The sequence below is a fragment of the Cupriavidus pauculus genome, from assembly GCF_002858765.1.
GTDB lineage: Bacteria > Pseudomonadota > Gammaproteobacteria > Burkholderiales > Burkholderiaceae > Cupriavidus > Cupriavidus pauculus_B.
The window spans coordinates 1-20987 of the sequence record NZ_PJRP01000027.1; the positions used below are offsets into that span (position 1 = coordinate 1).

Below are 20987 nucleotides of genomic sequence, written 5' to 3' on the forward strand. Positions count from 1 at the left end.
GTTCTTCCGTGCCGAAGCCGACCGTTACGCAGGCCTGGTGAAGAAGGCCAACGTGAAGGTCGAATGATCCCCTCAATCCATCCCATCGAGAACATGCCCGTTTATCAGCTCGCCGAACACACGCCATTCCTTGCCGAAAGCGCCTTCGTGGCCGCCGAGGCCAGCGTTATTGGCCGCGCCGAACTGGCCGATGGCGTCAGCGTCTGGCCGGGCGCGGTCATCCGTGCCGACAACGAGCCGATCCGGATTGGCGCGGGCAGCAATGTCCAGGAGGGCGCGGTGCTGCATACCGATCCCGGCTGTCCGCTGCGGATTGGCGTGCATGTCAGCGTGGGCCATCAGGCCATGCTGCATGGCTGCACGGTAGGCGACGGCGCGCTGATCGGCATCCAGGCCATCGTGCTGAATCACGCGAACATCGGCGCCGAGTCACTGGTTGCCGCAGGCGCCCTGGTGACCGAAGGCAAGGTGTTTCCGCCGCGCTCGCTGATCCTGGGTGCCCCCGCCAAGGCGGTACGGCAGCTGACGCAGGAAGAGGTCGACAACCTGCGCGCCAATGCCGACGACTATGCCCGGCGCGCGGCGTTTTACAAGACCGCGCTGAAGCGCATCGCCTGAGCGCGAGCCCTGTTTTCCCGCAGCCGGCAACCAGACCGGCGTGGGCCATTTCCCATTCAGACGGAGGAGACATGCATTACAAGAGACTGGCAACAGCCGGTGTGGCGGCGCTCGCCTGTGCGATTGGCACCGGCGCTGCCTGCGCCCAATCATCGACATCGGTGACGCTGTACGGGCTGGTTGATACGGGGATCGAATTCCTGAACCACGCGGGTACCAACGGTTCAGGTTCGGTGTATCGCCTGTCGCCGGGCAACGTGACTGGGTCGCGCTGGGGCCTGCGCGGCAAGGAAGACCTGGCAGGCGGTCTCAGCGCCGTGTTCGTGCTGGAAAGCGGCTTCAACAGCGATACCGGCACGTCGGGGCAGGGCGGCCGGCTGTTTGGGCGGCAGGCCTATGTTGGCCTGCAGAGCCAATGGGGGCTGATATCGCTCGGACGGCAGATCAACACGCTTTATGACCTGTTCGTGCCGCTCGACCCTGTGCGCTATACCAGCTACGGCCTGCTGGCGCAGGATGCTCAGTTCGCCAACCGGGCGGACAACGCCATCAAGTACACCGGCAACTTTGGCAACCTGACCCTCACCGGCATGTACAGCGCCGGCTACGACGCCACCATCGCTAACGGCAGCGAGGTACCCGGCAATCCGCGCATCGGGCAGGAGATTGGCGCCGGCACGTCGTACACGATCGGCAAGCTCGGGATGGTGTTGGCCTACGACCAGCGTCGTGGTACCTCGGCCGCGTCCGCCGAGAATATCGAACGACGCTACGCCACCGGTCTACTGTGGACCGATGGACCGTTCACGGCCACGGCAGGGTATCGGTTCCTGCAGGGGACGATAGCCGCGCCGTCGCTACGCGCCCACTTGTACTGGATCGGCGGGTCGTACAACTTCACCCCGGCCTTCGTCGTACGTGCGGGCGTCTATCGCACCGACCGACGCGATTCGCCCAACGATGCCATGAGCTACGCGCTGGCGATGGCCTATACGCTGTCGAAACGCACGGACCTGTACCTCAACGCATCATTCATGGACAACAAGGGCGCTTCCACGCTGGGTGTGGTGAATGGCGGCACTGTTGCTCCTGGGGTGAACCAAACAGGGGTGGTCGCAGGAATTAGACATATTTTCTAACCGGTTGGAAGTAGGAGGCTTCTACGCATGATTTAGAGACGGCCCGCAGGGGTGGCGCTTCACGGCGCACCCCCCTGCGGGCCGTCCTGTCAGTATCGCAGCGCCTGTCACTCAACCTGGCACTGGCTATGCCGAGCCTTTCGCGCCAGACCATCAGGCCGTCCCCGACGGTTGCCTCAATGTTGTTGCGCCCAATGTAAAACTGAGCCACCGGCTCAGATTTCGGTTGCGCTTGACAACGGGTCCAACAAAGCCGCCCAAATTGGCTGTCGAGTTGAGTGCAGCGAGACCGACCCATCCTTACTTCAAACGAACTATCGGATAGTCGGCGCTATCGCGTAACGCGTTTTGGCCGACAGGTCATTGCCTGACTGTGCCACGTGACAGAGGGGCTTTCGGCGCTTCAATGCCCTGCTGCGCGGCGATCTTCGCCTCGGCGGCCTGCAGGTCCGCTGGGTAGTTGCTTTCGCCGGGGCCGCTGCGGTAGCCGGCGTTCTCCAGCCTGACACTGGCGGTTACGAGGGTGCCGGGACAGGTCGCGCACATCGCGCGATAGGCCGGTCGGCGACCTTGCCACTAGGCGCTTCCTGTATTAACGCTTCCAGGTTCCCAACAGAAGGCCGAAGCCGCGGTCGGCGTTGCTCCGGTCATGTTGGATTGCAGGGGTCTATTTCTTGTCGAGATTTGCGCTCAAGTAGTGGAGAAAGACGGCGATGCGAGACGACAGCTGGGTGTTGCGATAGTAGACGGCATGGATGGGTTGCCGGATCTCAATAGTGTCCTCGGGCAACATCTCCACTAAGTCGCCGCGGGCACGATCCGCATCGGTCATGAAGTCGGCCAAGCAAGCGATACCTTCACCGGCCAATGCCAGCAGTCGTAGAGTTTCACCGCTCGACGCTCGAACTGTTGGTGTGATTTTTAGCAAATCCCCAACTTCGTTGCGCACCGGCCAATGGTTGAGCGATTCAGGTTGCGTAAAACCGAGCAATCGGTGATGGATAAGAGACCCCACGTGTTTAGGGAAGCCATACGCCTTGATATAAGCAGGGCTCGCCAGCAGTCTGAGTCGACTGGAGCATAGTGACCTTGCGTGGAGTGTGGAGTCACGAAGCGCGCCGATGCGGATGGCAACATCCGTTCGGTGTTCCAGAAGGTCGATGATCTGATCACTGGTGTTTAGCTCCAGTGCGAGTTCCGGGTATTGCTGCAGGAATCCGCCCACCATTGGGAGGATGACGTGGTGCATGAAAGGCGTTGCGGCATTCACGCGCAGCGTGCCCGCAGGCTGGAGCCTACGTACGCTCATTTGTTCTTCCGCTGCATCAACGGCTTCTAGGATGTGGCGAGCATGCGAGAGGAAGGCGGATCCTTCCTCCGTAAGTTCCAGCCGGCGCGTGGTCCTCCGCAGCAGAGTCGTCGCCAGCTTATCCTCCAGCCTGCCGAGGGCGCGACTAACGGCTGATACCGTCTGCCCGAGTTGCTCCGATGCCGCGGTGATGGAGCCAGAATCCACCACCAGGGTGAACGTGAGCAACTCGTCAAACGTCGTTTTCATGATCGGATGGGGATGGACTGCGTTTGACCTGCAACTGCCATTGCGCTGGGAGCGAACGGCTGCCATGCAGTTCATTGCAAGTAAAGGAGGTCGGTCGGATGGGCTGACGCACCCCATGCCAGGACCCAAGTGTGTTCCGCTTTGGTGGATTGCGTGCGGTCAACTCACACCACCTCGGATACCCGGCGGGGAGCAAATTCATCCGACTGGAAGTGCGGCAGCACGTACGTCGCGATCTCTTCCATAGCGTCCTTTACGGGCCGCTGACTACGACGGAAGTGCAAGCCAACGTGATTGACGCCCGCTTCGCGCATGGCATGAAGCTCTGCCACCAGGCCATTGCGCCCCACGGAACCTCCGAAACGGTGGCGCTGCATGGGTGCGTTGGGGGCCGCCAGTAGATCCAAGTGGATGAACGTGATGTAAGGCTTGTTGCCGGCGACGCCGCGCCACAAGGCGCTGCGTCGGAGATGGTCTTCAGGCGTACCAGGATAGGCAAGCCATCCATCCATGTTCTGTCCGACCCAGTTTGCCGACTGTTGGGCCAGGCCTGCGACGAGCAAGGGCAAGGCGCCTCGCGTTCGTGGCAGCAGCGTGACGCCGGACGGAAGATGGGGCGCGCCGTCCCGTAGCATCGAGACCTGCGTCCGGAAGTTGGCACCTCTGTTTTCGAAATCCCGGCGGAAAATCGGATACTCGACAGGCCGGTCACCGCTCGCCACGCCAAGCAGGAGCCGGCCGTTGCTAAGTTGATCGAGGGTGTTGGCTGCCTTAAGTGTTAAGAGTGGTTCGCGAATGGGCAGGACGATGGCCGCTGTGCCGAGCAGTATGCGCTCGGTGATGCCTGCCAGATATCCCAGGTAGGAGAAGGCTTCGAAGACTTGCGCCGCATCGCCGAACTGGGGATCGTAGAGGGGTACATCACGGACCCAGAGCGCACGGTAGCCAGATCGATCAGCCAGGCGCGCCAACTCGGCGTGATGTGCAAGATCAGGCTCGCCGGGTAGTCGTCCATCGCGCTGGCGGGCCGTCTCGCTAGCTGGCGCCCAATCGTTATCAAGTGGCAGTTCTACCCCGATACTGAGACTGCTGGCAGTCAGTCTTTCCAATGCATTTGGCATGACGGATCGTGCTCCTCATGTGAGTGATGCCATCCGTTGCGACGTCGGGTCCCAACGATCAGGCCGTGAGTGCAATTGTCGGCATGGTTTCTGTCTCGAAAAACCCGGACGTCCGCAAATGATCCTTGCGCCAGGATCAAGGATCGCGACCAAATTTCCGCCCGGGATGGCGCGCTTCGCCTCCGGGGTCGCGCGACAGTCACGATCGGATTGTTGCCTGCAGTTCAAATCATTTCTGCTCCTTCGCAGGTTTTTCTCGCGACGGTCGCTCTCCATACTTCGCCCTGTCAGCCCGCAACCCAAGGTGCTGGACCACTGCATGCGATGGCAAGCAGATGGTGTCAAAGACGCAATGCAACGTTCGACACGGCTCCCGAATGGAGATGATCATGAACAGCAAAATTCTTATGGCTTCCGCCACGCTTCTAGCAACGTTCCTGGGCAGTCAGGCCCACGCGCAGGCCGGTGACGGCGGCGCCTTGCGGGATCGAAGCCCTTTTCTCGATGGGGCACGCACGACCGTGAACACCAGCGATGATCGTAATCGCCAGGTCGATGTGTTCACCGATGGCACACGAATCGCAGGTATGGACCATTCGGGACCTTCTGCAGATCCGTCCCGACAACGCGATGTATTTTCTGACGGCGCTCGCGATGTCATTCCCTTTCAGGATGGGGCACACGTGGCGGGTATGGACCGTACGGGCGTGTCTGCACCTCCTGCTCGGGAAGACGGCGGCCACACCCGCGCCGCAGCGGCCTGATATCGGCAAGGCTGCTGAGGGGAGTAACCGTGTACCCGTCGGTGCTTCCCTCACTAATTCTGAAGTGAGGAAATCATGAAGCAACGACCGAACACCGGTGTGTTGAAGAGGGTGGCGTTCGCCGCGATCCTACCGCTGGCCTTGGCCGCGATTGTTACAGGCTGCAAGTCAGAAGGCACGGCCAAACCTTCCGTTCAGGCCGTGGTGGTGAGCCAGCCTGTTGCGCAGCAGGTGACCGATATTGATACCTTTACCGGACGGTTCGAGGCGATCGACACGGTGGAAGTGCGATCGCGCGTGGGCGGCTATCTCGAAACCATCGCCTTCAAAGATGGTGCCACCGTCAAGAAGGGCGATCTTCTCTTCGTCGTCGATCCACGCCCATTTCAGGCAACGGTGACGGAGGCAGAAGGCACGCTCGCCCGAGCACACTCTCAGCTGAGTCTCAACCTGCAAGAGTATGAACGGGCAAAGGTCCTGATTAGCACAAACACGATTGCCAAGAGCCTGTTTGATCAGCGCGCGCAGGCAGTGCAGAGTGCGCGAGCGGATGTGGCCAGTGCGGAGGGCGTATTGTCACGCGCCAAGCTCGATTTGTCGTTTACGCGCATTACTGCGCCCATGTCCGGCCGGATCAGTCGCAAGCTTGTGAGTGAAGGAAACCTGATTACAGGTGGCAATACGAATGCGACGTTGCTGACCACCATCGTTTCGCAAGACCCTATCGATTTCTATTTTGATGTCGATGAGCAAAGCTACCTGCGCTATACGCGAAGCGCTAGCGATGGTGGCCAGGCAGCAGCTCGCGAAGTTAGGATTTCCTTGCCTGGCGATGCGCAACCGAGCCTGGTCGGTGGTATGAATTTCATTGAAAACCGCCTAGACAATTCCACAGGAACGCTCAGGCAGCGTGTACGGTTGGCGAATCCCCAATTGAAACTGACGCCAGGTCAGTTTGGCCGGGCGCACATCGCGGGCAATGGTGCTCACGAGGCCCTGCTGGTGCCGGATGTGGCTGTTGGGACCGATGCGACGCGGCGCGTCCTCTATATCGTCAAGCCTGACCAAAGCCTGGAAATTAGACCAGTGGAACTCGGCAGACTGTTCGGCAACCTGCGCGAAGTGACAAGCGGGCTAAAGGCGGGCGAAAACGTTGTCGTCGAAGGCGCGCAGCGCGTGCGTCCAGGGGAGACGGTTAAGGCCACGACACGTGCTACCGCGAGGCACGATGATTTGCAAGCTTCCAAAGGGGCCAAGCCATGAACATTGGTCGCATTTCCGTCGAACAGCCGGTGCTGGCCATCGTCCTGTCCATTGTTCTGACGATTGTTGGTGGGCTAGCGTATTTTTCGCTCGCAGTCTCCGAGTACCCGGAGATTGCGCCGCCTACCGTCGTCGTTCAAGCTAACTATCCTGGTGCCTCTGCCGAAACCGTGTCCGAGACGGTATCGACGCCCATCGAGCTCGAGGTCAATGGGGTCGAGGACATGATGTACATGTACAGTCAGGCCACCTCGGACGGTGGCCTGAACCTCACCGTGACGTTCAAGCCCGGGACCGACGTAGATAAGGCACAGGTCCTTGTGCAAAACCGTGTGGCGCTGGCCACGCCGCGGCTTCCGGAGCCTGTGCAGCGCAGTGGCGTGTCGGTCCGAAAGTCATCCCCCACGCAGTTGGGAACGATCTTCCTGTACTCCCCGGACAAGAGCTATGACCAGCTCTACGTATCGAATTACGCCATCCGCAACGTCGCCGACGCGCTCAAGCGTATCGACGGCGTCGGGGACATCAACCCCCTTGGGGCACGGGAATACTCAATGCGGATCTGGCTGGATCCGGAACGTGTGGCGTCGTTCAATCTGAGCCCGCGAGACGTGGTTGCCGCGGTGCGCTCGCAGAATACGCAAGTGGCCGGCGGCGTTGTTGCGCAGCCGCCCGTGACGGATCAAGCCTTTCAGCCAAATCTTATCTTCGAGGGCCGATTGAAGGAGCCGGCGGGGTTCAGTGACATTGTGGTCAAGCAGGGCAAAGACGGTCGTGTCGTGCGTCTCAAGGACGTTGCGCGGGTAGAGGTTGGGGCGCTTGCCTATTCGACCGACAGCTACATGCTGCGCAATCCGACCATCGCACTCCAGGTGCTGCAGCGCCCGGGTGCCAACGCCGTGGCGACGATGGACGCCGTCCAGAAGAAGATGAAGGAGATCAGCAAGGATTTCCCGAAAGGCATTGTCTATAACATCGGCTACAACCCAACGGAATTCATCGGCGACAGCATTCGTGAACTCGTAAAGACGATCTACGAAGCGGTGGTGCTCGTGGTTCTCGTGGTGCTGGTTTTTCTTCAGGGCTGGCGACCGTCGATCATTCCGATTCTAGCCATTCCCGTGTCGCTGGTCGGAACATTCGCAGTCATGGCGATGCTGGGGTACTCGATCAATAACCTCACGCTATTTGGCCTGGTGCTGGCAGTTGGAATCGTGGTCGACAACGCAATTGTGGTCGTAGAAAACGTCGAACGACACTTGGCCCTCGGCGCCACGCCAAAGGAAGCCACGTTACTGACAATGAAGGAAGTAGGCGGTGCACTCTTCGCGATTACTTTGGTGCTGTGCGCGGTGTTTGTCCCGACGGCCTTTATCACTGGCATTTCCGGCCAGTTCTTCCGCCAGTTCGGCATCACGATTGCAGTATCGACGGCGATCTCGCTCTTCAGCTCGGTGACGTTAGCCCCCGCGCTTTCCGCTTCAATTCTGAAGGCCCACAAGGAAGGGGAGGAACTCGGTCGACAGGGCGCGTCCCGGTTAGGCGGCCTGCGTGCGCGTGGTGAGCGCGTGGCGAAGGCTTTCAATGTCGGATTCGACCGGATGTCTGTCGCTTATGCCGTGCTTGTACGTCGTGTGGTAGCGATTACGCCGACTATGCTCGTGCTCTACGTGATGCTGATCGCGGCAACTGTGTACCTGATGATCTCTACGCCAAAGGGCTTCATCCCCCCTCAGGATCGCGGCTATGTGGTTGTACTGATACGCATGCCTGACGGTGCAACGCTCGAACGTACCAGCGCCGTGGCGCGCAAGGTGGAAGAGATCGCCCTCCAGGTGCCAGGAGTGGCGCGCGTGCCCGTGTTCTCAGGCGTGTCCGCCGCGACGGGTACGAACTCAGCAAGTAATGCCGGCTTGTTCCCTGTCTTCAAGCCGTGGGAGGAGCGCAAGCCGTTAGGCCTGACCATCGAAAGGATTGCGGACGATCTGCGTCAACGCCTGGCAAGTATCACCGAAGCGTCCATTGTTGTGGCCATGCCTCCTCCGGTCCAGGGTCTGGGCAGTACAGGGGGGTTCGCGATGCGGCTTGAGGATCGCAACGGTCTCGGGACTGCCGCGTTGGCGAAGGCGACCGAGGACCTGATCGCGGCAGCCAACAAAACGCCGGGAATGACAGGGGTGTATTCGCCGTATTCTGCCGCGACGCCACAAGTTTTCGTGGAACTGGATCGCGAAAAGGCTGAGATGCTGGGCGTGCCTAGCCAGGAGATCAATGATGCTGTCGAAACATACTTCGGCTCGACGTACATCAACGACTTCAACATTCTGGGGCGCACTTATCGCGTGACCGCTCAGGCAGACTTGCCTTTTCGCATCACTGCGGACGACCTGGCGCGTCTGAAAGTTCGCAACAACGATGGGAAGATGGTGCCGATCGGCACCGTGACGCGCGTACGGGAGCGACTGGGTGTAGACCGCACACCGCGCTACAACCTCTATCCCGCTACAGAAATCAACGGCGATACGTTGCCCGGCTTGGGCTCCGCGTATGCGATCAGCACCATGGAAAAGCTTGCCGGGCAAGTGTTGCCGCCAGGCATCACGTTTGAATGGACGGACCTCTCGTATCAGCAGACGACTGCGGGCAATACTGGTCTGCTGGTATTCCCGCTGTGCGTGCTACTGGTCTATCTCGTGCTGGCGGCGCAATACGGTAGCTGGAGTCTGCCTGTGTCAATTCTCCTGATCGTGCCGATGTGTCTGTTGGCTGCCTCGCTCGGTGTGAGAGCAATGGGGCAAGACATCAATATCCTGACGCAGATCGGTTTCATCGTGCTCGTAGGATTGGCTGCAAAGAACGCCATTCTGATTGTCGAGGTCGCGCGACAGCTTGAGATGCAAGGAGTCAAGGTCGTGGAGGCGGTTGTGCAAGCCTGCCAGCAACGTTTGCGGCCGATCATCATGACGTCTCTGGCGTTCATTCTCGGGGTGCTGCCGCTGGTCATCTCTGAGGGTGCGGGTGCGGAAATGCGCCAAGCGGTCGGCGCGACGGTGTTCTTCGGCATGATTGGCGTGACCGTCTTCGGCCTGATCTTTACGCCGGTGTTCTATGTCGTCGTGCGCAAGCTTGCGGGTACAGAAAAAACAGCTGCGGGATCGACGGGTATGGTGCTGGAGGCAGAACAATGAAATTTCTACGATTGATCTCCGCCCTGGCAGCCGGTGGTGTGTTGTTGGCGGCATGCGCGACACCGGAGCGGGTCACGCCCACGACGTTGCCGCTGGCCGACAACTATGTCAATGAGTCGCTAGCGCAGGCTGGTGCCGTTCCAGAGTTGGCGAATTGGTGGGAAAGCTTCAACGATCCGGTGATGAATCAACTGGTTGATACCGCGCAATCAAGCAACCTTGATCTAAAGATGGCCGTCTCACGTATCGATACGGCGAGGGCGATTCGCTTAGGGGCGTCGTCCGCTGGGTTGCCGCAGGTTGATTTGAGCGCGAGTGCCGGTCGGCAACGCCAGACTGCCTCTCAAGCAAGCTCCGGCGTCGCTAACGTCAACAACAACTTCGAGGTTGGGTTGGGCGCGTCGTGGGAAGTGGATCTGTTCGGCCGCATTCGTCAAAACGTCGCGGCCGCCGATGCAGAAGTCCTTTCGTCGTCTGAGATGGCCAATGCAGTCAGGCTGGCCATCACGGGCGAGGTGGTGCAGACCTACCTTTCAGCCCGTAGCCTGGAGCATCGTCTATCGTTGGTTGGTGAGAACGCGCGAAGCCAGGCCGAGACAGCGCGCCTGACGAAGCAGTTGTTCGACGCCGGTGCGGTGCCCATTGCCGATGTGGATCGTGCGCAAGCCCAGGCGCAGGCAACACTTGCTGTGCTACCGGTTCTTGAACTTGAGCGGCAGAATGCCCTGCATCGTCTGTCTATTCTGACCGCTTCGAGTCCACAGGACGTCTATACACAGATGGACGCCTTAGCGGCAATGCCACACTGGATCGCGCCGGAAGGCGTCGGAACTCCTGCCGACCTGCTGCGACAGCGTCCGGATGTAAGGGCGGCGGAGGCTGCGGCGGTAGCGGCCTACGCCCGTGTCGGTGTAGCCCGGGCGGAATTGCTGCCGCATCTGCAACTGGCAGGCTTCATCGGTGCGGCAGCGGATGGCCTGTCTGGTGCCGGGCTTGCGCGCTCCCTGGCTTGGGCCTTCGGGGCCGGTGCCACCGCACCAGTATTCGACGGCGGACGCCGACGTAGCAATGTCTTGCTACGCCAGGCGGAAGCGGAGCAGGCGCTTCTGCGCTATCGGTCTACGGTGCTGGTGGCGGTCAACGAAGTCGAGGGTGCCATCGTGGCAACGGCCAGGAACCGGGATCGTGTTGCGCGCCTGCGCAAGTCAGCAGCTAGCGCACGCTCGGCATACGAGCAGATCAACCAGTCCTGGCGGGCGGGGGAATCAGCCTTTATCGACACGCTCCAGGTCCAACGATCCCTGCTGGAAGCAGAGGATGCACTATCGATCGCTGAGGTCCAGGAGCTTCGTAGTCAGGTGAGTCTTGTGACAGCGCTCGGTCGATGACCAGGTCAATGCGCCCGGTTGTGCGGCGAAAGGTGTCTACGGAAGAGCGCGAAGCGAGACCCCAACGTCGGCACTTTCAAGTGATGGCGTTTCCAAGCGTGCCGGTTCCGATCATCCGTTCGCGGCCCGAATAGATACCCACCGCGCAGTCAGTCGCGTCGCATAACGCGACTGACTGCCGTTGGCGCCATCCCTTTGCTCGCTACGCCGTTGCCCGCTCTTCGCGTGCTTCCATCCATGCCAGCAAAACGGTTCGGCCCCACTGGATGTCGTCCTGGATCGCCTGGGACGCGACGGCGGGGTCGCGATGTTCGAGTCCTTCGAGCACGCGATAGTGAGGATGAGCATCAAGCGTCTCACGGCTTGCGCGCAGTTCTGTGTGAAAGATATGCAGCAACGGGCCCATTCGGACCCACATGCTCTCCACGACGGCCTGCAAGTTGGTCAGTCGTGACGCTGCCATCAGTTCGAAATGGAACTTGCGGTTCTGGGCTGCCGCTTCGCGCGGGCTGACCGCTACGGCCTTGATGAACGCTTCGTGCGTCTTGCGCAGCCGCGCGATTTCCTGTGGCGTCGCGCGTAGCGCAGCCGCCTCCGCTGCGGCGCCTTCCAGCAACGTGCGCATCAGCTGGATTTCTGCCACGGTGTGGGCATCCAGTTCTGGAACGGTGATAGAGGTGGCGGCGGTCATGCTCAGCGCCTGCTCGCTCACCAGCCGGAAGATGGCCTCGCGGACAGGCGTCGAACTGGTCCCCAGCGACTGCGCGAGATCTGCCACGCGCAGTCGTTCGCCGGGGATGTACTTGCCGCTCATCAATGCGGAGCGAATCTGGTCATAGACTCGGGAAGAGAGATTGCCTTTTTCCACCCGCGCGAGTTCTTTCATGGGGCCTGCCTTAAGCTATCGCATACTGACATATGATATATGATATGCCGGCCTTCATTGCCTGTTCCATTGTTCAGGCGCTACTGTGCGTGCGCGTTGTCCAGCAGAAACTCGGCCAGCAGTTGGATTTGCGCCGTGACCATGTGCTCGCCGCGATGTACAGGACAGCCTCGCGCGCGTGCCGCAGTCAGCAGGGCGGTTTCCGCAGGCTGCATAATGACCTCGGCGACGATCGTATCAGGGCAAAGTAGCGCGGGATCGAGTGGCAGTGGGTCGTCCGGTTTCAGTCCCAAAGAGGTGCCGTTGACGACGAGATCCCAAACTCCCTGAGCACTGACGGCGGCTTGGACGGCGGCGCCGGGTTGGCGCGCCCGCAGTAGCGCAACGAGATCCTCGGCCTTTTCTGGCGTACGATTCACCACAGTCAGTTGCGCGACCCCGGCGTCAAGCAGTGCGGCAGCCACTGCCGTGGCGGCGCCTCCTGCGCCCAACAGCAGCGTGCGCTTGCCCCGCGGATCGATTTGATTGCGGCGCATGCCTTCGACGAAGCCCACGCCGTCGTACATGGCGCCAATCAGGCGGCCATCGGGGGTTCGACGTACCACATTGCAGACGTCCAGATCCGCTGCAATGCCTTCCAACTCATCACACAGCCGGGCCATCGCCTGCTTATGGGGCACGGTGACAATCAGCCCTGCAAGGTTCTCGACTTCGCGCAGGCCGCGTACCGTTTCGGCCAATTGTGCCGGCGCGACCTGCCAGGGCACGAGAACGGCATTGTTTCCCGTCTCTGCCATATATGCATTGAAAAACCCTGGCGTGCGTACGTGGTGGGTGGGGTAGGCGAGTATGACAACGACACGGGTTTGCCCGTTGATGGCAGCCACGGGCGGAAGATTGGCGGGGTGCATGAGCGTGAGTCCTGGACCAAGATTGAATACGTGGGTAGAAATTTCTTGCCTGCGAGGATATATCCTATATCATGTATCGAAATTTGACGAGCGTCGGATGGCGCCAGAGGAGACAACGTGCATGCAGTATTTGGATCGCCCGGGCGTTACGTTCAGGGTGCGGGAGCCATCGAGGTATTGGGCGAACATGCGGCGCGCCTCGGCAGGCAGGCATTGCTCGTGGCCGACCGCATGGTGATGGACATGGTTGGGGAGCGGTTGACGCGACTGTGCGAACAGGCCGGCGTGGTCACGCACGGTCTCAGTTTTGACGAAGCGCTGACTCCGGGCCTCGTGGAGCGTCTGGCCGCGCAGGTTGGGCAATGCCGCCCCGAGCTAGTCATTGCCGCTGGGGGTGGGCGCAGTATCGATGCGGGCAAGGCATTGGCCGACCATTTCGGGGTACCGGTGATGACGGTGCCAACGGTGGCCTCTAATGATGCGCCGACCAGCAAGAACTATGTACTGTATGACGACGCGCATCGTCTTCTGGCCGTGCGCCACCTGGCTTACAGCCCGAGCAGTGTCATTGCCGACACCGCGCTGATTGCCCAAGCGCCCGCCTCGATGTTGCTGGCAGGCATCGGGGACGCCATCTCGAAATCCTTTGAAGCCGAGCAGTGCGCACGCGCGCCGTCGGGGCGCAATATGTTCGGCACGCGGCCGTTGATGTCGGCCGCCGCACTCACCCGTACCTGCCACGCGGTGCTAATGGCCGATGCGGCGGACGCCCTGGCAGCCGCAGGGACTGGCAAGCCAACCCCCGCTTTCGAGCGCATCGTGGAGGCGACCATCCTGATGTCGGGACTTGGCTTCGAGAGCGGCGGCTTGTCGATTGCCCACGCGCTCACGCGCGGCCTATCGGCGCTGCGCCAAGTCAGTCACGCGCCGCATGGCCTGCAGGTCGCGTTTGGCCTGCTGGTGCAACTCCAACTAGAGGGGCGAGACGAGGTAGAACGCACCGAACTCGAGGCGCTCTATCGCCAGATCGGTCTTCCTCTGTGCCTCGCAGACCTAGGGCTGCCTGATGCAACCCAGGACGAATTGCGCCATGCGGCCGAACTCTCGCTGGCCGCGCCTCATATCCACAACTTCGTGCGCGAGCTCAATGCGGCCGACCTGGTCGAAGCGATTGGCGCCGTGAACGGGCGTGCCCCAAGGTCGGCAGCAACGGGGGAGCGGGCAGGACAGGACCACTCGCTCGCTGAAGCCATTGGCGCCCGTTAATCCGGACTCGCACGCGAAGGACGCCGCATCCAGGCGTTGATAGCCAGATAGCGAAGTACCTCTGTATCGGGCATCTATGAAGGCCTGCCCGGTGATCAGAGGCCGATTTTTGTCCAAATCGAAGATATATGATGCATCATAAAAATGGAGATGTGAGATGAACCACCCTGCAGCACCGGCGTTCGTTAGCTCCGCCGCCGATCCGTTCATGCCTGGCCCTGATCAGGTGGCAATGCTCAAGGAGCGCGCCACATTCGTGCGGTTGGAGACGATCCGACTCATCGAGATTGCGAAAACCGGACACTACACCTCGGTGTTCTCCGCAGCCGAGACCTTTGCCGCCCTGTACTACGACGTCATGAAGCTGCGTCGCGGCGAGCCAGGCTGGTCCGGGCGGGATCGCTTCCTGATGGGTAAGGGGCACGCTGCGGTGGGGCTCTTCCCGATCCTGGCCGATCTTGGCTTTTTCCCCACAGCGTGGCTGGACGACTACACCCGATTGGGCAGTCCGTTGGGCGATCACCCCGACATGCGCAAAGTGCCTGGCATCGATTTCAGCTCGGGCTCGATCGGGCATGCGCTCTCTGCGGGGCTGGGCATGGCGCTCGCCGGGCGGCACGCGGGGCAGGACTTCACCACGTTCGTGATGCTGGGCGACGGTGAGATGCAGGAAGGGCAGGTATGGGAGGCCGCGTTGTCGGCTGCGCACCATCGAACGGGACGTCTGATCGCCATCGTCGATCGCAACGGCTACCAGCTCGACGGTGCAGTCGATGAAGTGATGGGCATCGAGCCGCTTGACGCCAAGTGGGAGGCGTTCGGTTGGGAAGTCCATACCGTGGACGGCCACGATGTGGCGGCGCTGACCGCGTTGCTGCGCCGGCTGCGTGCCGACACCGCGCGCACACGGCCGGTGTGCGTGATCGCCAAGACGGTCAAGGGCAAGGGCGTCTCCTATATGGAGACCGAGCCGGGCTGGCATCTCGGATACCTGGCCCCGGACGACGCCAAACGCGCCATCGACGAAATTCTCGCAAAGGACGCATCGCAATGAACCAGCCACTCTCCAAAGACTCCTGGCAGTACCGCGGCCTGAACGCGATTACACCGGGACTCAACTATTTGTCGGACGGTCTGATCGACCTGGTCGAAGCGGGAGCGCCGGTGCTGGCCGGTTCCGCAGATCTTCAGTATTCCAACGGGTTGATCCGCTTCGCCCAGCGGCACCCGGATCGCTATATCCAGTTCGGTATTTCTGAGCAGAACATGGTGACGGCTGCCGCAGGCATGGCGACAGCGGGCTACACGCCTTTTGTCGCCACCTTTGCGTCGTTCCTGGCGCTGCTGTGCTGCGAGCAGATCCGCATGGACGTCGCCTATTGCGGCTTGCCCGTCCGACTGATTGGCCATCACGCCGGCATCTCGCTCGGGTTCTATGGCACCTCTCACCATGCCACCGAAGACCTGGCCATCATGCGCTCCATTGCGGATCTGACCGTCGTCGCGCCAGCAGATGGGCCGCAACTGCGCGCTGCAATCATCGCCTCGAAGGATCATGCGCAGCCGATCTACTTCCGCATCGGCCGTGGCCGTGAACCCGCAGTCTACGAAGAGCACACCCCGTTTGTATTCGGCAAGGCAATCGAGCATCTGCAGGGGGAGGAGCTGACGCTGATTGCGACCGGATCGACGGTGCATCCGGCGCTGGAAGCGGCAAAGCGCCTGAACGCCACTGGCCGCTCGGTCGGCATGATCGACATGGCGACGGTCAAACCGCTCGACCGCGAAGCGGTCCTGCGGGCTGCCGCACATTCGAAAGTGATCATGACCGTGGAAGAACACAACGTGCTGGGAGGACTGGGAGGCGCCGTGGCCGAAGTCCTGGCCGATGCCGGTACCGGGACGCGGCTCGTGCGCCACGGCATTCTCGATGAGTACAGCCTGATCGCACCGCCAACGCATCTTTACGCCCATTACAAACTCGATGCAGCGGGCATTGGCGAACTGGCGCAGCAGGTGATGGCAGCGTGAGCCGCGGTGTGCGGGCTGCGTGCGCCGCACACCGTGACAGAAGCAACCCAGAGTTGCACCGGGCCGTCAGGCCCGGATCAAACAAGGAGACATTCATGCATCGTTCCCCACGTTCGTCCCGCCGTGGCTTCCTCGGCACGGGCGTCTTGCTGCTCGCATTGGCGGGCGGCAACGCCACCGCGCAAGTCAAGGAAATCCCCATCGGCTTCGTGCTGCCGCTCTCCGGTGGTGCCGCCACGATTGGTAACCAGACGAAGCTCGGCGCGGAAGTCGCCGCCGAGCAGATCAACGCCGCGGGCGGCATCAAGGCGCTTGGTGGCGCCCGCCTGAAGCTCGTCTTTGCCGACAGCCAATCCAAGCCGGATGTTGGCGTGGCGGAAACCGAACGCCTGATCCAGCGCGAAAACGTGACGCTGATTGTCGGCGCGTACAACAGCGCAGTAACGTTCCCGGCCACCGAGGTAGCAGAGCGCTACAAGGTGCCCTGGCTTGTCACAGGCGCGGTTAAAGACGAGATCACCGAGCGTGGCTTCAAGTATGTGTTTCGACCCAACAACAAGGCCATTTACGACGCCCGCGAGCAGATCGACGCGCTGGATCTGCTCAAGAAGGAAACTGGCAAGGGTCCGAAGAGCATTGGCCTCTTCTACGAGGGCACGGATTGGGGTCGCTCGCATGCGGCGAATGTCAAGAAGCTAGCCAAGGAGCGCGGCTATGCCATTTCGCTGGACGAGTCGTATCCGCCCAACCAGACGGATTTGTCGGCGCAACTGCTCAAGGTCCGCAGCACCAAGCCTGACGCCCTGATCGTTGTGGCCTACACGCCGGACCACATCCTGTTCACGCGCCAGCTTGCCGAAAGCCGCGTGTACGTACCCTATGGCATCCACTCCGTCGGCGGCGGCTCCGAGGATCCTAACTTCTACAAGGCGGTGTCGCCCAAGGCGGTGGAAAACATGTTCGTGCAGGATGATTTCCAGGTCGACATCATGCGCGCCGCCAAGGATCCGGCGATGATCGCCGCCGATGCCAAGTTCAAGGCCGCACTTGGATACGGCATCAATTCCTATGGCGCGCAAGGCGTATCCAACGTCTACATCGTGAAGGACGCGCTGGAGCGTGCCGCCTCGATCGATCGCGCCAAGGTGCGCGACGCGCTGGCGGCCACAGACATCAGCAGCGGTCCGGCACTGATCACCGGCTATCAGCGGATCAAGTTCGATGCGCAGGGGCAGAACACCTTTGCACACGGCGTGATCTCGCAGAACCAGAACGGCGAACGTCGCACGATCTGGCCCGCATCCAACCGGGTCGCAGGGGTGACTCCGGTGTGGCCGCTGCCGGCACCCGGCGCGCGTTGAGCACCCGCTAGGACGGTCCGGCACGCCGTGCCGGGCCGGATGTACCGCTTCACGGGCAGCGCCCGTGCTTTTCGAGATCCTGATATGGACCCAACCATTCTGGCCTACGCCGTGGTCAACGGCGTACTGCTGGGCGGCATTTACGGCGGCATCGCGCTCGGACTCAGCCTCATCTTTGGCGTGCTGAGAGTGATCAACTTCGCGCACGGCTCTTTCCTGATGCTCGCCATGTACTTGAGCTACATGATCTGGTCGGTATTTGGCATGCATCCTTACGTGACTGTGTTGATGACTGTGCCGCTACTGTTCTTGCTTGGCTACTTCACGCAGGCAGTGGTGATTGCCCCGCTCTTTCGACGGGAGACCACCATGGTGGTCGAACCACTTGGCGCGCTGCTGCTGACCACTGGCGTGTTCCTGGTCATCGATAACGGCATCCTGATGGCCTTCGGACCCGACGTGCGTACGGTCACCACCGATGCGTTCAGTGGTTCGATTGATGTGGCATCGCTGCCAGTCAACGTGCCACGGTTGATCGCATGCGTGGCGGCGGTGGCGGTGGCCGCCGGCTTGTCGTACTGGCTGCGCGCCACTGACATCGGGCGGCAGATTCGCGCCACCGCGCAGAATCGCGACGCCGCGGCACTGTCCGGTATCAATGTTGGCCAGATCTACAACGTCACGTTTGGCATCGGCGCCGGCATCCTCGGGCTCTTTGGTGCGCTACTTGTGCCGTTTCTGTCTGTGTCACCAACCACTGGACTGGGCTTTGGCATCAAGTCTTTCCTGGTAGTGGTGCTAGGCGGTATTGGCTCGATCCCGGGCTCGCTACTGGGTGGCCTCGTGCTCGGCGTCTTCGAGTCGGTCGCCTCACAGTTCGTCACGGCAACCTCCGCCTCTGTGTTCTCGTTCTGTCTGTTCATCATCGTGCTGCTGTTCCGCCCGAGCGGTCTGCTCGGCCGGAAGTAGGGGGAGGATCCATCCATGCGTGCATCCATGACCGTATCCAAAGCCAATATCAACACCGTGATCGGGGTTCCGATGATGGCTATTGCTTCCGTGCTTCCGCTGTTCGTGCAAGACAGTTACGCGCTGCACTCCCTGATCATGATCCTGTACTTCGCTTACATGGCGTCGGCGTGGAACTTCGTCTGCGGCTATGTCGGGCAGCTGTCTCTGGGGCATTCGGTCTTCGCCGGCGGAGCCGGCTATATCAGTGTGCTGCTGTTCACGCAGCTCGGCATTTCACCGTGGCTGGGGATGCTTGCAGGCGGGCTTGCCGCGGCACTGCTTTCCATCTGCATCGGGTATCCAACCTTCAAGCTCAAAGGGCCCTATTTCACGTTGACGACCATTGCCTTCGCCGAGATTGTGCGAATCTGGTTAGAAAACACGGATGACTTCCTGGGCATCCCGCTCAAGGGGGCGCAAGGTCTGGTCATCCCGCCATCGCAATCGGGGTGGCTGGCATTTCAGTTCGACAGCAAGGTGCCGTACTACTACATCATCCTCATCATGCTGGCAGTGATGCTGCTGGCAACCGTGGCCCTTGAGCGATCTCGCCTGGGCTACTACCTGAAGGCAATCCGGGGCGATGAGGCCGCCGCTCAGGCAGTGGGCGTCAGCACCACCCGCTACCCGATCATCGCGCTGGCCATCAGCGCCTTCATGACCGGGCTGGGTGGCGCCTTCTATGCGCAGTTCTTCCGTTACATCAATCCCGAGCGGAACATGGGACTGGATCTGTCCATTGACAGCGCCATCATGGCCATTGTGGGTGGACAAGGCACCATCATCGGACCGGTGCTCGGCGCCTTTGTCCTGCATCCCATCGCCGAGTTCGCGCGTGCATGGTTCGCTGGAAAATTCCTAGGGCTGCACCTGGTGATCTACGGCTTGATCCTGATGGCGGCGGTACTGTATTTCCCCAAGGGCATTATCGGCCCGCTCGAGCGACTGCTGCGATTCCGGCGTAGACCGGCCGCTTCCGCCAATTCTGTTGTCGCCAAGGACGCCTGAAGGAAGATCCATGGAACGCATTCTTGAAGTGAAATCCATATCCAGGCGATTCGGTGGCCTGCAGGCAGTCAGTAAGCTTTCTTTCACAGTGGGTAAAGGCGAAATCTTGGGGCTGCTCGGCCCCAATGGCGCCGGAAAGACCACGGCCTTCAACTTGATTGCCGGTGCGATCCAGGCCGATGAAGGCGACATTCTTTTCGATGGGCAGCAGATCCGAGGCAAGCGTCCCCACCAGATATGCGCCGCCGGCATTGCGCGTACGTTCCAGCTTTCGAAGCCCTTCGGCGGCCTCACTGCCCTGGAGAACGTGATGGTGGGAGGCTTCTCGCGAAGCCGTGTGCGCGCACGGGTGCGCGACGAGGCCTACGGTTGCTTGGAGTTCCTGGGTCTCGCCTCGCGCGCCGATACCGATGCCAGCGACCTGACCGCCTTCGATAAACGCAAGCTGGAACTGGGTCGAGCATTGGCGACGCGACCGCGCCTGCTCTTGATGGACGAGGTGGTGGCCGGAGCAACGCCTAGCGAAGCCGGTGAGATGGTCGAGCTGGTACGCAAGATCCGTGATACCGGCGTGACGGTCCTGATTGTCGAGCACGTGATGAAGGTCATCATGGGTTTGTCCGATCGCGTGATTGTGATGGAGCAGGGGAGACTGATCGCTGACGGAGCGCCCGCAGAAGTGGTCCGTATGCCTCAGGTCCTCAACGCCTACTTTGGAGATGGCTATGCCAGCAGCGATATTTGAAGTGGAAGACCTGTGGTCGGGCTATGGCGAGCAACAGGTGTTACGGGGAATCAATCTCTCCCTTGCACCGGGGTCCATTACGGCGCTGATCGGCGCCAATGGCGCTGGCAAGACAACGTTCTTGCGCACGGTCTCAGGACTGATCCGGCGAAAACGCGGCGTCGTGCGCATGGAGGGGCGTGAACTAGATGCACAGGCCCCACACCGCGTCGTACTCGACGGCTTTGTGCAGTCTCCCGAAGGCAAGCAGCTCTTCCTCGGCATGTCGATCCTGGAGAACCTGCTGATCGGCGCGACCAATCGCCGGGCTCGGCAGCGTCGGGCGCAAACGCTGCGCGAGGTATTTTCGCTGTTCCCGATTCTTGAGGAGCGCCAGCATCTCGCGGCGTCCACCCTGTCGGGAGGGCAACAGCAAATGGTGGCGGTCGGTCGCGCGCTGATGGCGCTCCCACGCGTGTTGGCGCTAGACGAACCGTCGCTGGGATTGGCACCCATTATGGTTGACAGGTTGTTTGACAGCATTCGTCAATTGCGCGAGCGCGACATGGCTGTTCTGGTGATCGAGCAGAACGTCAATCAGGTACTCGATATGGCTGACTACGGCTACGTTATCGAAAGCGGCACGATCGCGCTGGCTGGGCAGGGCAAAGAGTTGCTCGCCAACCCACATCTGCGTGCAACCTATCTGGGCGTGTAGCGCCCCGCAACGTCAACAAGGAGTGAGGGAGT

General features: G+C 61.1%; 18 protein-coding genes. 14 read left to right on the forward strand and 4 right to left on the reverse strand.

The annotated features are described in order from the left end of the window. The first annotated feature begins 93 nt into the window (after window positions 1-93). Entirely contained in the window at window positions 94-618 is a 525-nt protein-coding gene (locus tag CYJ10_RS31995) for a gamma carbonic anhydrase family protein (RefSeq protein ID WP_101685515.1), read from the forward strand. A 71-nt stretch (window positions 619-689) separates the two neighbouring features. Then, the gene (locus CYJ10_RS32000) at window positions 690-1757 is read left to right on the forward strand and encodes a porin (RefSeq protein ID WP_101685463.1); all 1068 of its coding nucleotides are present in this window, start codon (window positions 690-692) and stop codon (window positions 1755-1757) included. Window positions 1758-2424: 667 nt separating this feature from the next. Here CYJ10_RS32000 and CYJ10_RS32010 read toward each other — a convergent pair. Together CYJ10_RS32010 and CYJ10_RS32015 are read right to left on the reverse strand one after the other, a co-directional pair. Next, window positions 2425-3315 carry a LysR substrate-binding domain-containing protein gene (locus tag CYJ10_RS32010; protein WP_101685465.1) on the reverse strand — a complete coding sequence of 297 codons (891 nt, stop codon included), beginning with the start codon at window positions 3313-3315 and terminating at the stop codon, window positions 2425-2427. A 164-nt stretch (window positions 3316-3479) separates the two neighbouring features. After that, window positions 3480-4436: a TIGR03571 family LLM class oxidoreductase gene (locus tag CYJ10_RS32015; protein ID WP_101685466.1), complete on the reverse strand. Its 957-nt coding sequence runs from the start codon at window positions 4434-4436 to the stop codon at window positions 3480-3482. Between the two features lie 389 nt (window positions 4437-4825). On the opposite strand from CYJ10_RS32015, the gene CYJ10_RS33985 reads away from it, so the two are divergent. The 4 genes from CYJ10_RS33985 to CYJ10_RS32030 all read left to right on the forward strand — a co-directional run bounded on the left by CYJ10_RS33985 (window position 4826) and on the right by CYJ10_RS32030 (window position 11039). Further along, window positions 4826-5200: a hypothetical protein gene (locus CYJ10_RS33985; protein WP_146002162.1), complete on the forward strand. Its 375-nt coding sequence runs from the start codon at window positions 4826-4828 to the stop codon at window positions 5198-5200. A 75-nt stretch (window positions 5201-5275) separates the two neighbouring features. Continuing rightward, on the forward strand, window positions 5276-6463 hold the full coding sequence (locus CYJ10_RS32020) for an efflux RND transporter periplasmic adaptor subunit (protein ID WP_101685467.1): 1188 nt from the start codon (window positions 5276-5278) through the stop codon (window positions 6461-6463). After that, window positions 6460-9651, forward strand: a complete 3192-nt coding sequence (locus CYJ10_RS32025; RefSeq protein ID WP_101685468.1) for an efflux RND transporter permease subunit — start codon at window positions 6460-6462, stop codon at window positions 9649-9651. The genes CYJ10_RS32020 and CYJ10_RS32025 overlap by 4 nt, the downstream gene beginning before the upstream one ends. Beyond that, window positions 9648-11039 carry an efflux transporter outer membrane subunit gene (locus CYJ10_RS32030; protein ID WP_101685469.1) on the forward strand — a complete coding sequence of 464 codons (1392 nt, stop codon included), beginning with the start codon at window positions 9648-9650 and terminating at the stop codon, window positions 11037-11039. Before CYJ10_RS32025 ends, CYJ10_RS32030 begins: the two co-directional genes overlap by 4 nt. Window positions 11040-11241: 202 nt before the next feature. Here CYJ10_RS32030 and CYJ10_RS32035 read toward each other — a convergent pair whose 3' ends face one another. Both CYJ10_RS32035 and CYJ10_RS32040 read right to left on the reverse strand, forming a co-directional pair. Then, entirely contained in the window at window positions 11242-11925 is a 684-nt protein-coding gene (locus CYJ10_RS32035) for a GntR family transcriptional regulator (protein ID WP_101685470.1), read from the reverse strand. An 80-nt stretch (window positions 11926-12005) separates the two neighbouring features. Further along, a complete protein-coding gene (locus CYJ10_RS32040; RefSeq protein WP_101685471.1) occupies window positions 12006-12836 on the reverse strand; it encodes a shikimate dehydrogenase family protein in 831 nt (276 codons plus the stop codon). Between the two features lie 117 nt (window positions 12837-12953). On the opposite strand from CYJ10_RS32040, the gene CYJ10_RS32045 reads away from it, so the two are divergent. The 8 genes from CYJ10_RS32045 to CYJ10_RS32080 all read left to right on the forward strand — a co-directional run bounded on the left by CYJ10_RS32045 (window position 12954) and on the right by CYJ10_RS32080 (window position 20955). Beyond that, on the forward strand, window positions 12954-14102 hold the full coding sequence (locus CYJ10_RS32045; protein ID WP_101685472.1) for a glycerol dehydrogenase: 1149 nt from the start codon (window positions 12954-12956) through the stop codon (window positions 14100-14102). A 232-nt stretch (window positions 14103-14334) separates the two neighbouring features. Next, window positions 14335-15156, forward strand: coding sequence for a transketolase (locus CYJ10_RS32050; RefSeq protein ID WP_219621570.1), 822 nt, complete (start codon window positions 14335-14337; stop codon window positions 15154-15156). Next, window positions 15147-16133 carry a transketolase family protein gene (locus CYJ10_RS32055; protein WP_219621579.1) on the forward strand — a complete coding sequence of 329 codons (987 nt, stop codon included), beginning with the start codon at window positions 15147-15149 and terminating at the stop codon, window positions 16131-16133. Before CYJ10_RS32050 ends, CYJ10_RS32055 begins: the two co-directional genes overlap by 10 nt. Beyond that, window positions 16130-17494, forward strand: coding sequence for an ABC transporter substrate-binding protein (locus CYJ10_RS32060; protein ID WP_257993628.1), 1365 nt, complete (start codon window positions 16130-16132; stop codon window positions 17492-17494). Before CYJ10_RS32055 ends, CYJ10_RS32060 begins: the two co-directional genes overlap by 4 nt. An 84-nt stretch (window positions 17495-17578) precedes the next feature. Further along, window positions 17579-18463: a branched-chain amino acid ABC transporter permease gene (locus CYJ10_RS32065; protein ID WP_101685476.1), complete on the forward strand. Its 885-nt coding sequence runs from the start codon at window positions 17579-17581 to the stop codon at window positions 18461-18463. 15 nt (window positions 18464-18478) lie between these two features. Continuing rightward, on the forward strand, window positions 18479-19513 hold the full coding sequence (locus CYJ10_RS32070) for a branched-chain amino acid ABC transporter permease (RefSeq protein ID WP_257993629.1): 1035 nt from the start codon (window positions 18479-18481) through the stop codon (window positions 19511-19513). Between the two features lie 10 nt (window positions 19514-19523). Beyond that, on the forward strand, window positions 19524-20258 hold the full coding sequence (locus CYJ10_RS32075; RefSeq protein WP_101685478.1) for an ABC transporter ATP-binding protein: 735 nt from the start codon (window positions 19524-19526) through the stop codon (window positions 20256-20258). Further along, entirely contained in the window at window positions 20239-20955 is a 717-nt protein-coding gene (locus tag CYJ10_RS32080) for an ABC transporter ATP-binding protein (protein ID WP_101685479.1), read from the forward strand. Before CYJ10_RS32075 ends, CYJ10_RS32080 begins: the two co-directional genes overlap by 20 nt. Window positions 20956-20987 lie beyond the last annotated feature (32 nt).